Source organism: Microbulbifer sp. VAAF005 (assembly GCF_030012985.1).
GTDB lineage: Bacteria > Pseudomonadota > Gammaproteobacteria > Pseudomonadales > Cellvibrionaceae > Microbulbifer.
This window is the reverse complement of sequence record NZ_CP120233.1, coordinates 3902798-3917208: the sequence shown is the minus strand read 5'-3', so window position 1 is coordinate 3917208 and position 14411 is coordinate 3902798. Positions and strand designations below refer to the sequence as shown.

12 protein-coding genes are annotated in these 14411 nt (G+C 52.7%); 8 read left to right on the top strand and 4 right to left on the bottom strand.

Annotated features, from left to right (window positions below; genetic code table 11):
- Nucleotides 1-63: 63 nt before the first annotated feature.
- Together mepA and P0078_RS17585 are read left to right on the top strand one after the other, a co-directional pair.
- Nucleotides 64-1005 carry a penicillin-insensitive murein endopeptidase gene (gene mepA / locus P0078_RS17590; protein WP_282931210.1) on the top strand — a complete coding sequence of 314 codons (942 nt, stop codon included), beginning with the start codon at nucleotides 64-66 and terminating at the stop codon, nucleotides 1003-1005.
- Between the two features lie 4 nt (nucleotides 1006-1009).
- A complete protein-coding gene (locus tag P0078_RS17585) occupies nucleotides 1010-2020 on the top strand; it encodes a D-alanine--D-alanine ligase (protein WP_282931209.1) in 1011 nt (336 codons plus the stop codon).
- A 53-nt stretch (nucleotides 2021-2073) separates the two neighbouring features.
- Here the strand turns inward: P0078_RS17585 and P0078_RS17580 are convergent, their stop codons facing one another.
- Complete coding sequence (locus tag P0078_RS17580; RefSeq protein WP_282931208.1) at nucleotides 2074-2643, bottom strand: HNH endonuclease; 570 nt, start codon at nucleotides 2641-2643, stop codon at nucleotides 2074-2076.
- 795 nt (nucleotides 2644-3438) lie between these two features.
- On the opposite strand from P0078_RS17580, the gene P0078_RS17575 reads away from it, so the two are divergent.
- The 5 genes from P0078_RS17575 (at nucleotide 3439) to P0078_RS17555 (ending at nucleotide 10203) form a co-directional block, all read left to right on the top strand.
- Nucleotides 3439-4926: a PQQ-dependent sugar dehydrogenase gene (locus tag P0078_RS17575; protein ID WP_282931207.1), complete on the top strand. Its 1488-nt coding sequence runs from the start codon at nucleotides 3439-3441 to the stop codon at nucleotides 4924-4926.
- A 50-nt stretch (nucleotides 4927-4976) separates the two neighbouring features.
- On the top strand, nucleotides 4977-5291 hold the full coding sequence (locus P0078_RS17570) for an exodeoxyribonuclease VII small subunit (protein WP_502867282.1): 315 nt from the start codon (nucleotides 4977-4979) through the stop codon (nucleotides 5289-5291).
- A 15-nt stretch (nucleotides 5292-5306) separates the two neighbouring features.
- A complete protein-coding gene (locus P0078_RS17565; protein WP_282934636.1) occupies nucleotides 5307-6200 on the top strand; it encodes a polyprenyl synthetase family protein in 894 nt (297 codons plus the stop codon).
- A 95-nt stretch (nucleotides 6201-6295) separates the two neighbouring features.
- Nucleotides 6296-8212 (top strand): 1-deoxy-D-xylulose-5-phosphate synthase, encoded by a 1917-nt coding sequence (gene dxs / locus P0078_RS17560; protein WP_282931206.1) that lies wholly within the window; start codon nucleotides 6296-6298, stop codon nucleotides 8210-8212.
- Between the two features lie 140 nt (nucleotides 8213-8352).
- On the top strand, nucleotides 8353-10203 hold the full coding sequence (locus P0078_RS17555) for a DUF885 domain-containing protein (RefSeq protein WP_282931205.1): 1851 nt from the start codon (nucleotides 8353-8355) through the stop codon (nucleotides 10201-10203).
- A 91-nt stretch (nucleotides 10204-10294) separates the two neighbouring features.
- Here P0078_RS17555 and P0078_RS17550 read toward each other — a convergent pair whose 3' ends face one another.
- Nucleotides 10295-12343 carry a TonB-dependent receptor gene (locus tag P0078_RS17550; protein ID WP_282931204.1) on the bottom strand — a complete coding sequence of 683 codons (2049 nt, stop codon included), beginning with the start codon at nucleotides 12341-12343 and terminating at the stop codon, nucleotides 10295-10297.
- Nucleotides 12344-12637: 294 nt separating this feature from the next.
- On the opposite strand from P0078_RS17550, the gene P0078_RS17545 reads away from it, so the two are divergent.
- A complete protein-coding gene (locus tag P0078_RS17545) occupies nucleotides 12638-12955 on the top strand; it encodes a DMT family transporter (RefSeq protein WP_108734565.1) in 318 nt (105 codons plus the stop codon).
- 39 nt (nucleotides 12956-12994) lie between these two features.
- Here P0078_RS17545 and rsgA read toward each other — a convergent pair whose 3' ends face one another.
- A complete protein-coding gene (gene rsgA / locus P0078_RS17540; protein WP_282931203.1) occupies nucleotides 12995-13870 on the bottom strand; it encodes a ribosome small subunit-dependent GTPase A in 876 nt (291 codons plus the stop codon).
- Nucleotides 13871-13881: 11 nt separating this feature from the next.
- Nucleotides 13882-14010: a hypothetical protein gene (locus P0078_RS17535; RefSeq protein WP_282931202.1), complete on the bottom strand. Its 129-nt coding sequence runs from the start codon at nucleotides 14008-14010 to the stop codon at nucleotides 13882-13884.
- Between the last annotated feature and the right edge of the window lie 401 nt (nucleotides 14011-14411).

The window sequence follows — 14411 nt, the reverse complement described above, 5'->3', positions numbered from 1 at the left end:
TATACTCGTCGGGCGCCACTTGAGGTGGCCCGACAACTGTGACTTATTGGTATCCAGGGACCTATGCACCCGAAAGCTCAAAATTCAGTATCCACTACCGAGGCCGTTAGCCCCTTTAAAGCGGGATTTTTACGGCAACTAACCCACACCCTGATTCTCGCCTCGTCCCTGGCGAGTGGCGCCGCAAGTGCCAACGACTGGGATAAGGTCGAAGGGCCCAGTGCACAGACACCATCGAGTATTGGCACCTACACCAATGGCTGCCTGAGTGGAGGGGAGACCCTGCCATTGAGGGGAGAGGGCTATCAGTTGGTGAGGACTGGCCGCGATCGACATTTTGCCCACCCCCAGACCATCAACTTCCTGAAGGAGTTTTCCCAGAGCGTGGCGCAGAAAGATCTGGGCAGAATCCAGATCGGTGACATGTCTATGGCCCGAGGGGGCCCTTTCGGCAGTGGTGGGCACAACAGCCACCAAACCGGCCTGGACGTAGATATCTGGTATTCCCAGGATCGGCGGGCGGCAGAGCGTCCCCTCACCCCGTGGGAGCGTGATAATATCTCTGCTGTTGCCTTGGCTGATGAGCGCAAACACCGCCTAATCCCTGAAAATTGGGACGACCGGGTTCCCAAAATCCTGCGCATGGCCGCAGAGGACCAGCGGGTCGAACGAATATTTGTACACCCGACCATCAAGCGCCACCTGTGCGAAATATCCGGCGAAGATAACGAGTGGCTGCGCAAAGTGCGCCCCTGGTGGGGGCACAATTACCATTTTCATGTGCGCCTGGCCTGCCCAGAGGGAAGCACCAACTGTAAGCCCCAGGCTCCGGTGACCACTGCAGCCTGTGGCAGTGACTTGGATTGGTGGTTTAGCGATGACTTCTATGCAATTCTCAATGGCACTAAACCCCAGCCGAAACAGAAAAAGCCGAAACCAAAGACCTTGCCCCAACAGTGCGAACAGGTATTAACCGCACCTTCGGCAGGCACTACGACGGAATAATTTTATGATTAACACCTTGCTTATCTGCGGCGGTGGCGGCAGCGAGCACGACGTATCCCTCAGAACTGCTGATTTTATCGAGGACAAGTTGTCAGCGGCAGAGGACATCGCCCTATTGCGGGTGGAAATGGATAGCAGTGGCTGCCTTACCGACAGCCAGGGCCGGGTTTACCATATCTTTTACGATCGCAAAATTCGCGATGAAGAAGGTAACTCCTGGGATGTGGACTACGTAATTCCTGCAATTCACGGCTACCCGGGAGAGACCGGCGATTTGCAGTCGCAACTGGATATGTTCGGCATCCCCTATTTTGGCTCTGCACCTGAGCCCAGCAAAATCTGCTTTAACAAAATTAAAACCAAGATGTGGCTCAGTGCCCTGGGTATTGAAAACACACCTTACGAGTTTTTGCACAGCACTGAATTCGAGGAATTACAAAAAGCTCACGATGCCCTGGAGAACTGGGGTGAGGTATTTGTAAAAGCCTCCAATCAGGGATCTTCCGTAGGTTGCTTTAAGGTCCGTGACAAAGAAGAGTTAGAGGCCGCGATCGAGGACGCCTTTAAACTCTCCCCTTATGTGCTGATAGAAAAAGCATTGAAAGCCAGAGAGCTGGAAGTTGCGGTTTACCACTACAACGATGATGTGATCGCAACCCGCCCGGGAGAAGTACGCGCCCCAACGGATACTTTTTACACTTATAAGGAAAAGTATGCCGAGGGCAGCCGCGCGGTCACCTTTATCGAAGCTGCTGATCTTCACGAAGAACAGCTTCAATGGATAGCCGAAGTATCCCTGCGCACTTTTAAAGCCCTAAAGCTGAAGGATTTGTCCCGCATAGACTTTTTCCTGACAGAGACCGGCGAACTCTACCTCAATGAGGTCAATACTTTTCCCGGTATGACGCCAAACTCCATGTTCCCCAAAATGATGGAAAACCACGGGCACAATTTCACCGAATACCTGGCCGGCCTGATCCGCTCTGCGGTATCTTCACCTAACGACAAGACATAATTAAAAGGGGCCTGTTGGCCCCTTTTCTTTTTTGCTCATTTTGATCCGATGGGCTAGTGCAACAACCACCCCTGTTGACGCCGCCGTGAAAACTGGCCGCGCAGAAACTCCATCTGATCGCCGCGAATCCGCTCACTGTTAATCAGGGCAAGGTATTCAGCTGCATTGGGGCAGAAGGGCAAGGCCAACAGCTCCATGTCGATATTTTCCAATAGTTGATTGCCCTTATGCTGGTTACAGCGCCTGCAGGCCGCGACCACATTTTCCCAGGAATCAACTCCACCTTTGGAAACAGGAATAACATGGTCCCGTGTCAAATCCACACTTTTAAAGAAATTACCGCAATAAAGACAGGTATGGGAATCGCGAAAAAACAGTGCTCGATTTGTTAGAGGTGGGCGTCGGCGCGGACGGGCCATACGTGCACCACCACAGGCGATAATAGCGGCCAGATCAAGGCTGGAACGATCGCCATTGCGATTAAAGCCTCCACGCACCCGCTGGACAACACCTCCCAGAGACCATGTAACCAGCTCCCGCACGTACAGACAGGATGCCTCTTGCCAACTCAGCCACTCCAGCGGTTGCCCCGCCAGATTTAAACGCAATATTCTCGCGTGCATAACCTCGCCTCCCCACAGTCGAATAGAACAAGGCAGCCCCGGAACTGTTTCCGTGTAGTCATAAAGATTATTATGAAAAATAAAAAAGAAGCTTTGGAGTGACAGCTCGAAGGGGCTGGATGACGATGACAGAGGCTGGCGCAATTCTCAGTGTAAGAAAACACTTCCACCTTCAACAGTAAAAACTTGCTCCCAGACCGTATGGAAAAGCCTGAAAGTTTTTTTACCAACGAAAATACAGATGCCCACAGGCGTAAATTTGCCTTGGGTGATACGGGCACTTCTGCTGGTAGATTACTGAATGCGCCACCCTCCGCCGGCTCATGGGTAATTTGGCCGGCCTATCAACATTAAAGCGGATAACTATTACAAATTCCAGACAGTGACAAGCCGATGGTGGAATTACAGCAAATTACATAGGATAGGTATAAATTCTGGAAAGTGTTGTAGGCAGCAACAGGCAGATTAAAGCAGAAGGTAAAACACCGCCCAGGCAATCCGGCCAGGGCGGTGCGTCTCACAGGATGGTGCCCATATCCCTAGGGCGAGCGGCGCAATCCATTTATCCATTGCCGCAGTAGTGCAGTCCCTTTCGCGTCCTTGCAAGTTAATTATGGACATCAAGGGAGAAAAAAGTAGGGGAAATCTGCTGAATTTTATGTAAGAGATATCTCACAAACTGAGTTACCTGTTACAAAAGGGAGGGGAGACAGGAAATTAATCCCGCGTTAACTATAGGGGTAAAAAGTAAGCGCGGCAACTATAAACATCTTTATTTCAAGTTCAATCGATACCATGAAGAAAACGTTGAAATATACGCTAATATTTTTTATTGCCCTGGGAGCGGTGCTTTCTACCGCCTTGGCCACCTTTAAATCCAGTGTCAGTGTACCCTGGCGCCAACTGGTCGGTGGTGTCAAAACAACAGAAAAAGAAGTGACAGGCAGGCTAACGGCAGCGGATGGATATTCGGTCGAATTATTCGCAAGGGATGTTCCTGGCGCGCGCTGGCTCATAGTGACCCGCAGCGGAGACATCATTGTCTCTCAGCCGAGACACGGCAAAGTTTCACTTTTATTACAAGATAAAGACGGCGATGGTCGCAGTGACGGACAAAAAGTCCTAATTGATAATCTTCAGCGGCCCCACGGATTATTGCTACACGACGGTTGGTTATATATTGCCGAAAGTGACGCAGTTGGACGGGTGCCCTTTGATCATTCCGATGGGCGGCTGGCTGGGCGCTACCAGCGAATTATTGAAAATCTTGAGGACGATGGACACTGGACCAAAACTATTGATATGAGTCCCGATGGGTGGCTTTTTCTCAGCAGTGGTTCCAGCTGCAACGTTTGTATTGAAAAAGATCCTCGCCGCGCAACTGTTATGAGGATGAAGCCAAATGGACATGATTTTGAAATATACGCCACCGGCCTGCGCAATAGTGTGGGGTTCGATTGGTCTCCAAAAGATGGCGGACTTTACGCAACAGATAATGGCCGCGATTGGCTCGGCGACAACCTGCCGCCAGATGAGCTCAACCTGATTCGCAAAGACCAATTCTACGGATGGCCCTACGCCTACGGTGACCGGGTTCCCGATCCGGATCTTGGGGTGGATGCAAGCCCTGAAATCCAGCAAAAGATTGCTGCCTCAATTCCCCCCGTATACGAATTTCGCGCTCACAACGCGCCACTCGGGATTAAATTTTTGCGCAGTGTGGAACAGCCTAAGGATTATCGCCATGCAGCGCTGGTCGCCCTGCACGGCTCGTGGAACCGCAGCGTGAAAGATGGCTATAAAGTTGTCTCCCTGCACTGGAGTGACGACGGGGAAATTCAACAGAGGGATTTCCTGTGGGGATTTCTCAGCGATGACCGCCAAACGGTTTACGGCCGCCCTGTCGCCATCGCCGAGGATAAACTGGGCAACATCTATATTTCCGATGACTACGCCGGTGCAGTTTATCGTGTGAGCCAAGGGGCCCCTCGCCAAGCTGTATTGACAACACAGCAGCCACAACTGCAAAAAACATCCACGGCCAACGCGCTTTCAATAGATGCCGAGGTGGTGCAACTGGGCGCGCAGCTCTATCGGTCTAACGATTGTGCCCACTGCCATCAGGCCCAGTTTCCCCTGCGCAACCTGTCCGCTAAATACACAGCGCAGACCCTGGCTGACTACTTCGATGCCCCAACACCACCAATGCCCAACTACAACTTTACGGCGGTGCAGAAAAAAGCCCTGGCGCACTATCTTTTATCCCGGGAGTCGAGCCTCTAGGAATTGTACGCCTAAACGACACTGAGAAGAGGCTCCCGGATGAGGGTGCCATGGAATTGACCCCCGCACCGCCAGCCGCTAAGGTTGCCCCGCAATTAAGAGGCGATGCTATGGCGGCAAAGAAAAAAACAGCAACTTTTGAAGAGAGTCTCGAGGCGTTGGAACAGCTGGTTGAGCGACTCGAAGGCGGAGATCTCCCATTGGAGGAGGCTCTCGCTGATTTCGAAAAGGGAGTGAAACTCACCCGGGAGTGCCAACAGAAGCTCGCCAAAGCCGAGCAGAAAGTGAAGCTGTTAATTGAAGAGAGCGGCAATATCCGCGAGCTCCCCTTTGATGCCGACGACAACTCCGGGGACCCAGTTTAAGTGAGTTCCGCAAACCTGCCAGAGGAGCTGAAAGCCTTTCTACAGGCCTCCTCCACACGCGTCGAAAGCCGAATCCAGCAGGCGCTCAACACCCCGATCGACGGCTCAGAAAAGCTGTTCGAAGCAATGCGCTATGCCGCACTGGGCCCCGGCAAACGCCTGCGCCCCGCTCTCGTCTACGCTTGTGCCCAGGTTTTTCGGGGTGTCGATTTTGACCTGGCCTATTGCGATAGCACAGCGGCGGCCCTGGAGTGCATTCACGCCTACTCTCTGGTCCACGACGACCTGCCGGCAATGGATGACGACGACCTACGTCGAGGTCGCCCCACCTGTCATATCGCCTATGACGAAGCCACAGCCATTCTCGCTGGCGACGCACTGCAAACCCAAGCTTTCGAGTTACTTCTCGCAGAACCGCTTGCCCCTCAATTGCAGTTACACCTTATGCGTGAGCTCGCCACTGCGGCGGGGGCCCGAGGTATGGTCGCCGGCCAGGCAATCGACCTGAACTCCGTTGACCAAACCCTCACCCTGGATCAGCTGGAGCCCATGCACCGCCTCAAGACCGGGGCTCTGATTTGTGCCAGCGCACGTATGGGCGCATTGCTGGGCGGTGCCGGCGAGAGGGGACTGGAGATTATTACCCGCTACGCCCAAGCTATTGGCCTGGCATTCCAGGTTCAGGACGATATTCTCGATATCACTGCTGAAACCGCAGTTCTGGGCAAAACCCAGGGCGCCGATGCCCTGCGCAACAAACCCACTTATGTCTCTCTGCTCGGCGTCGACGGCGCCCGGGACAAGCTGGCAAAACTGCACGCCCAGGCCGCCCAGGCACTGCAAAGTCTCGATGGCGATACCCTGCTACTACAGCAGCTCGCAGACTATATCGTGCAGCGCGGACACTAAGTCACAGCCTTGCCTGTGGGGTTTGGGATGCAATATGCCCGCCACGGGCATACAATCCCCCTCAATATCACCATCTGTTGCAACTGATACATTTGATGCTCGAAGAAATTCCACGCACACGCCCGCAGACACCGCTTCTCGACTCGATCGACGACCCGGCGCAGCTGCGCGCCCTCGATGAACGCCAATTGCCGGAACTCGCCAGCCAATTGCGCGAGTACCTGCTGTATTGTGTCGGCCAGACCGGCGGGCACTTTGGTGCCGGTCTCGGTGTGGTGGAACTGACCATCGCCCTGCATTACATATTCAATACCCCGGAGGACCGGCTGGTTTGGGATGTGGGCCACCAGACCTACCCCCATAAAATCCTCACCGGTCGCCGCGAGCAGATGCTATCCATGCGTCAGCAAGGCGGCCTGTCCGGCTTCCCCAAGCGCAGTGAGAGCCCCTACGATACCTTTGGAGTTGGCCACTCCAGCACTTCGATCAGCGCCGCCCTGGGTATGGCCCTGGGCTCCCCTGACGATCGCAAGGTAGTGGCGGTGATTGGCGATGGCGCCATGACGGCGGGAATGGCTTTCGAAGCCCTGAACCACGCCTCACATACCGGCAAGGACATGTTGGTTGTTCTCAATGACAACAGTATGTCTATCTCAAAAAATGTCGGCGGCCTGGCTACCTATTTCGCCAAAATCCTGGCCAGTAAAACCTACCTGAATATGCGCGAGGGCAGCCGTAAGATACTGTCTGCCATCCCCAAAGCCTGGCAATTGGCGCGACGTACCGAAGAGCACGTCAAAGGCATGATCACGCCGGGCACCCTGTTCGAAGAACTGGGTTTTAACTACGTAGGCCCCCTGGATGGCCACAACATGCACGACCTGGTGCACACCCTGCGCAACTTGCGCAGCCAGCCGGGCCCGCAACTCCTGCATATTGCCACCACCAAGGGCAAAGGCTTCGGCCCCGCTGAAGAAGATCCGGTGGGCTACCACGCGCTGAACAAGCTGGAGCCAGAAGCCAAGGTGCAAGTGGCCGTACCCGGCAAGAAGAAACTGCCCAAGTACCAGGATATTTTTGGCCAGTGGCTGTACGATGCCGCAGAACAGGACGAGCGCCTGGTCGCTATTACCCCGGCCATGTGTGAGGGCTCCGGTATGGTGGAGTTCTCCAAGCGCTTCCCAGACCGCTTCCACGACGTGGCCATTGCCGAACAGCACGCCGTCACTCTCGCTGCGGGCCTCGCCTGTGAAGACCAGAAGCCGGTAGTTGCTATTTATTCGACATTTTTACAACGCGGCTACGACCAAATGGTGCACGATGTGGCAATCCAAAACCTGGATGTCACTTTCGCCATCGACCGCGCCGGCCTGGTAGGGGAAGATGGCCCCACGCACGCGGGTAGTTTTGACCTCACATTTATGCGCTGCCTGCCCTACCTGGCTATCGCCGCGCCCAGTGACGAAAACGAATGCCGCCAGCTGCTCTATACCGCCTACAAACACAACGGCCCCACTGCTGTGCGCTATCCACGCGGAACTGGTATGGGTACCGCCATCAACAAGGAAATGACAGAGCTGCCGATCGGCAAGGGGCGCCTGTTGCGCCAGGGCAGTGGTGTAGCCATCCTCAGCTTCGGAACCTTACTCGGCCCCGCTATGGCCGCTGCAGAGCAGCTGGGGGCCTCCGTCGCCGATATGCGTTGGGTAAAACCCCTGGACGAAGCACTGATCGATGAACTTGCCGAGAGTCACCAACTCTTAGTTACCATCGAAGAGAACACCATTGCTGGTGGTGCTGGCAGTGCCGTACTCGAATACCTTAATAGCACTGCGCGGTCGGTACCGGTGCTGCAACTGGGGCTTCCAGATCAAATTATTGAGCACGGCAAGCACAAAGACCTGCTGGCGGCCATCGGCCTCAATGCCTCCGGTATTGAGGAACAGATTCGCAGGCGTTTGCAACTGATCAATCACCAGGAGTTTGGCAGTCGCACAGCGGCAGCCAACTGACCCAGCCCGCCTTTGGCAGTCAGCTAATGCGGCTGGCTGCTCTTCAAATGCCCGGCAATAAATTGCCGGCAGTGGTAACAAACCACCCATTGACTAAATCCGGCCACTATTGGGGCCACACGTTTTCACTTGAGGGGATTATGTCGTTTATCAGAAAAGCCCTATTTACATCCCTGGGACTTGTTGTGAGCCTCAATGCCTCAGCGATGGACCAGGACACCTTCCGAAAAGCTTACAAGTCCCTTCCGGAGAACAGTGCCTCAGAGCGACTCACCGCCCTGCAGGATTTGCGCTATCGCTGGATTATGGAGAGTTACCCCAGCCAGGCAACCTACGAGGGCTATCCTGGGCAAAATCATCGCTGGGTAGATGACTCCCTCAAGGCAGTGGAACTCAGGCAGAAGCAGACACGAATCCTTTTGGGGGCTGCACGTAATATCGATCAAAGTGATCTGCCTGCCGAGCAGCAATTGGATTACCAACTGCTCTACCAAGACTTGTTGGGAGAAGTGAAAGGTTTCCAGTTTCCAGAACACTTGCAACCAATTACCCATATGAGCGGTATCCAGCGCAATGTGCCAGCTGTTATCAACAGCATGCCCAAGAGCACTGCAACTGATTACGAGACAATAATCAGCCGCTTGGAAAGGTTGCCAATCCTGATTGAACAAACCCAGGGATTGATGCGCCGGGGTCTGCGCAAAGGAGTCACACCACCACAAATTACCCTGCGCGACCTGCCGCGTCAGATACGCGCACTGGTACCTGCCGCGCCGGAGCACAGCCCGCTGCTGACAGCTTTTAGCCAAATGCCCGAGTCCATTCCTGCGGCCAAACGGAAAAGCCTGCAGCAACGTGCCTATGCCATTTACAGCAAACAACTGGTACCGGCCTGGCAGGGTATGGCTGAATTTGTTGAGCGAAAATATATTCCCGAGGCCCAGGTGGATACAGCTTTAACCAGCCGCCCTGACGGTCTGCGCTGGTACGCCCATAAAGTGGAAGAGAGTACCACCACCGATCTTAGTCCCGAAGAGATCCACCGCATTGGGCTTGCGGAAGTGAAGCGAATTCGCGGGGAGATGGATAAAATCATCCAGAAGACGGGCTTCCAGGGAGACTTCATAGCATTCACCGAGTTTCTACGTACCGACCCGCGCTTTTACCACACCAGCCGGGAAGGCTTATTGCAGGACTACCGCGATATCGCCAAGCGTATTGATGCAGAGCTGCCCGCCCTATTTGGCACCTTGCCGCGCCTGCCCTATGGTGTGAAACCAATTCCCGGTTACTCAGAACAGGCCCAAACTACTGCCTACTACCAACCGGGCTCCAATGAGGCTGGCCGTGCAGGTATTTTCTTTGCCAATACCTACAACTTGCCCAGCCGCCCGAAATGGGAAATGGAGGCTCTCACAGTGCACGAGGCAATGCCAGGTCACCACCTGCAAATCGCCCTGGCACAAGAGCAAACTGATATTCACCCGCTGCGCCGTATGGCCCTCTACACCGCATTTGTGGAGGGTTGGGGCCTTTACTCAGAAAGTCTTGGTTACGACCTGGGCCTGTATAAAAACCCCTACAGCGAGTTCGGTGCACTCACTTACGATATGTGGCGTGCAGTGCGTTTGGTAGTGGATACTGGTATGCACCAGCTGGGCTGGAGTCGCGAGGAAGCGATCGAGTACTTTATGGAAAACAGCGCCAAACCACTCCACGATGTGACCGTCGAGATCGACCGCTATCTGGTTTGGCCGGGCCAGGCCCTGGCATACAAACTGGGGCAGCTCAAAATTAAAGAGCTGCGCAGGGAGGCGGAGGAAGCCCTCGACAGCAATTTTGATATTCGCAGTTTCCATGACGCTCTGTTAGGTGCTGGAGCACTGCCACTGAATATTCTTGAAGAGCGTATGGACAACTGGCTGGAAAGCCAGGCCTCAGCATCTGCCCATATCGATGCGCAACAGATCGAAAAGCCCGCTACCAGTTAATCCAGACCTGTCGGCTTCTACTTCCTTTTTGCAATAGATTTCAAACCTTTTGCAAAAAGGAAGTTTCGATAAAACAACCCTAGTTACCCCATTACCATTCAACATCAATTCCAAAATAAATTGAGCGAGGTTCTCCGGGGAAATACCGGCTGCCACTAAAGCTGCTGTAATCGGCACGCTCAGCATAGGCTCTGTCAGTAATATTCAATAATCGTGTCGAAAATCCATATTGATCCCACTGCCAGGCCAATTGAAAGTTGAGTAAGTCATGCCCCGGATAGCGGTGAGCATTTTGAGGATCGGTAAAATAACTGCCCTGATGTAACCACTCCAGTTCCGCCGATATAAGAGAGCCGGGCGACCACTGCAGGCGATAGCTACCAAAAGTTCTTGGTGCGGAATCTACAAAATTGCCATTCAGTTCTACGCCCTCTAACTCCCGTTGATCGTCATAGCGATGTTCAGCATAGCTGGTACTACCCTCAAAGCGCAGACTTTCAGAAAACTCATAATTAACCGCTAATTCCAGTCCCCAGTGCCGGGTCTTTCCATTGGACTGGTTAAAGTAATCAGCATCGCGAAAAATTACATTTTCCTTTTCCATTGCATAGGCCACCCACTCAAATGATAGGGAATCACCCAGCTTCCTCAGCCCTATTTCAAAGCTATTGAGCTCTTCAGCGTCCAATTCTGCAACCGTTTGCTCCCTCTGTAAGCGATATAATTCTGTCGCCTGGGGTACCCGATATCCCTGAGCGAGCTGGGTAAATAGTTGAAATTCACTATCTAACTGTAACAGAGCACCCAGCTTGGGAGATATATTGCTAAATCTATCTTTTCGGTCACTCGGTCGGCTAAACCGGCAGCCGCCGAAGTCACAAGCTATTCCATTTGCATCGGTACGACCGGAGAGCATGTTATTGTCGTAATTGTAACGTGCAGACTCAAACCTCACTCCGCCAGTAATTTCTAATTTATCACCAACCTGCCAGTTTACCGATGCGTAAGGAGCGAGATTCCAAGCCGTCACTTCGTAATCATAGTGCTTCCCCACAGGAATCGTCGCCTGAAGAAATTCAGATCCCTCGGTAGTACTCTCTTGCACCTCCCAGAGATAACCCTCGCTTAATTCCGTATCAATACCCGAAACCAGATTCAGCTTTTTATCCAACTCCAGATAATAACTAGTTCTAATTCCAATACTTTCCTGACCATTTTCTTCCAAAGGCTGGCCCGGTAAATAATGTTGCAGAAAACGCATTTTGGTTTTTCGAAAATACGGCGACAACTGTATTTGGCTATCACGATTAATAGGTAAATCGATCAGGGAATACATCCTGATAGCATAGGCATCCCGAAATGCCTCTGGGTTGGGGTTTGTACGGCTCAATCGAGGATCTCGATAAGCGCTCTCTCCCTCAACGTAACCCGCAGTTTCCTGGTTCAGGTTTGTAGCTACCAAACGGGTTCGAACCCTGCTATCTCCGATGTGGCTAACATACTGAACACTGGCTTTTTGCTGGTCCACACCTGAGTGATCTCTATAGCCACCATCGGTCGTCAGATACAAATCCGTACTTATTCCATCACCTTCAGTATTAAAATGATGATTCGCCGACACACCCACTCGGTGATAATCGTGCGGCCCCGTCTCAACATTGAGTAATCCACCCTCATCCTCAACAGGGTCACGGCTAATAATATTGATCAATCCATGTAGGGCATTTGAACCATATAGCGTACCAGCAGGCCCTCTTATGACTTCGATATGACGTGCTGTCTCACTAAAAGATTCAAATAACTCATTAATATTGCAAAAGCCATTTGCTCGCAGTGGAATACCATCCTCTGCTGTCAGAACTCCCCCACAAGCTCCCGCACCCGTCAGTACTGGGGAGCGCAGGGCAGGCAGATATTCCTGCCCATTTCCTCGAGCCAGATTTGCTCCGGGCACACTCGCCAAGCTTTGTTGGATATGGGTGTTACCCGCTTTCTTGAGTACATCATTGTCGACAACGGAAATGCTCTCTACCCGCTCCGCAATGCCCTGAGCATACCTGCCCGCTGTAACAACCAGGGTTTCTATCTTCGTCTCATTACCATACGAAAAGTCAGAGAGGAAACATAACCAGACAGACACAAAAAATAATAAGACTCCTTTTATTCCATGGATCATTTTCAACTTGGCCAAACTCCCTATAACTGATTTTATTTTTATCGTCGGATACTTCCCTTCAAACCTGATTATATCGGAAGTTGCAGCTGCTAAAGACAAGTATGGTCTGCCGCTTGGCCTGCCCCAAGCCTCATAAAAAGCGTTTCCTCCATTCTCAGCTATATCTTTTCTATTGACCCTTCAATATGTTTATCAACAAGCAAGCGTCACAAGCGGCGCTGAAGTTGAAATCCCCAAAGCTATTTTTAAAGGAATATCATGGCCTGGTTCTACTTAATACTCGCCGGACTATGCGAAATTGGTTGGGTGCTGGGACTGAAAATTTCACAGGGAAGTAACACCCGCCTTCTGGGTGTGGTTATGGCTGTGGTATTTATTGGGGTCAGTGGATTTCTTCTATGGCTGGCGCAGCGGGAGATACCTATTGGTACTTCCTATGCGGTCTGGACAGGAATTGGTGCCGCCGGAGCCTTTGCGGTAGGGGTGCTGTTCTTTGGAGACTCCACCAGCCTTGGACGCTATCTGGGAGTTTTGCTCATTATCTTAGGTGTTGTCACGTTAAAACTCTCTCATTAATTGAGAAGCCCCCGGGAAAATTCCCGGGGGCCAGTTCTATTAATCCTCTGAATATTTGTGTTTACGCGCCTGGTTTTGTACAGATCGATACATCTGGGATAGCGCTCTCTCCCCTGCCCGCTTCTGTGCCAGAGTTAGACCGTTACGGCTTAATTCCTGTTGCAGTTTTTGCCAATTGCGCAAGCGCCGATCATCCAACGAACCGCCCGTTATTGCCTCTTGTACCGCACAGCCTGGCTCTGACTGGTGCTGGCAGTCAGAGAAGTGACACTCTCTGGACAAGGCCTCAATATCAGAAAAAGTCTCCGCCACGCCATCTTCAACATGCACCAACCCCAGCTCCCGCATTCCAGGGCTATCGAGTAACAGCGCTCCCCAACTCAGGGAGTGAAGAGAGCGTTTCCGTGTAGTGTGACGCCCTTTACTGTCGGCCTCGCGAATGGTCCCAGTCTCAGCCAGGGATTCGCCAGACAGCGTATTTAGCAAAGTGGATTTACCCACTCCAGAAGAACCTAACAGCGCGATAGTTTCTCCCGGTAAACACCACTGGCGCAGCTGTGCCACGCTCTCTCGATCCAGGCTATTTACCATTGCAGCGGGTAATTCGCCGAATGGACGCAATGCCTGAAGAAAAGGGGCTGTATCTTCACACAGATCGGCCTTAGTCAGTATCAGGTGTGGGCTGCAACCAGACTCCCGAGCCAGAGCCAAATAGCGCTCAATACGTGAGAGGTTAAAGTCATCATTCAGAGACGAAACAATAAAAACACTATCGACATTGGCTGCGATCATCTGCACCTGATGCCCCCCAGGTGCCATGCGCTCAAACTGGCTGCTGCGGCTCAACAAACGCACGAAATATCCACTGCTCTTCTCTAACAACAGCCAATCCCCCACCGCGGGCAAATTAGCCACAAGACTCCCGGTTAGGGAAGGGACACAGCCCCCTGCTCGCCGGCCAATTCCAGGCGACTGCGGTGTACAGCCATAATCCGCAGCGGCAAACACTGCTCGAGTTCTTCGAGCGTCAGCTGCTGTTGGAAAAAGACTTCCAACCGAGTTTTTGTAGCGGAGAGGTTTCCCGCTCAATTTTGATAGATAGGGATTTAGTGCCGAATCTATTAACAGACCGGCGGGTAAAGTGAGATTTACTCAAGATTGAAACCCTCTGGGCGCAACAAAGCACCAAGCGACCGCAGATACGCGGCCAACAGAGCTTTCTCAGGGAAAGCCCGACGTCTAGGAATCTATCGCCGGGCGTGGGCAGCTGGAGGCTGCTACTGGACCCGACGGAGGGTTGCAACAATCATCAATCATCCTCCGCAGTCATTGAGTTCTGGATTCCGCCATAGTACCTGGCGGGCTATGGGCAAATTAGCACTACCCGGGGATAGGAGCAAGGATAATCCCGGGAAGCCTCTTAGTAATTGCCCCGCCACAAAAAGCAAAGCCGGCA

What these genes read in the sequence shown, in the direction of transcription:
- P0078_RS17585 (WP_282931209.1), top strand. Translation starts at nt 1,010, where the DNA reads ATGATTAACACCTTGCTTATCTGCGGCGGTGGCGGCAGCGAGCACGAC.
- dxs (WP_282931206.1), top strand. Translation starts at nt 6,296, where the DNA reads ATGCTCGAAGAAATTCCACGCACACGCCCGCAGACACCGCTTCTCGAC.
- P0078_RS17555 (WP_282931205.1), top strand. Translation starts at nt 8,353, where the DNA reads ATGTCGTTTATCAGAAAAGCCCTATTTACATCCCTGGGACTTGTTGTG.
- mepA (WP_282931210.1), top strand. Translation starts at nt 64, where the DNA reads ATGCACCCGAAAGCTCAAAATTCAGTATCCACTACCGAGGCCGTTAGC.
- P0078_RS17570 (WP_502867282.1), top strand. Translation starts at nt 4,977, where the DNA reads ATGGAATTGACCCCCGCACCGCCAGCCGCTAAGGTTGCCCCGCAATTA.
- P0078_RS17580 (WP_282931208.1), bottom strand. Translation starts at nt 2,643, where the DNA reads ATGCACGCGAGAATATTGCGTTTAAATCTGGCGGGGCAACCGCTGGAG.
- P0078_RS17545 (WP_108734565.1), top strand. Translation starts at nt 12,638, where the DNA reads ATGGCCTGGTTCTACTTAATACTCGCCGGACTATGCGAAATTGGTTGG.
- P0078_RS17575 (WP_282931207.1), top strand. Translation starts at nt 3,439, where the DNA reads ATGAAGAAAACGTTGAAATATACGCTAATATTTTTTATTGCCCTGGGA.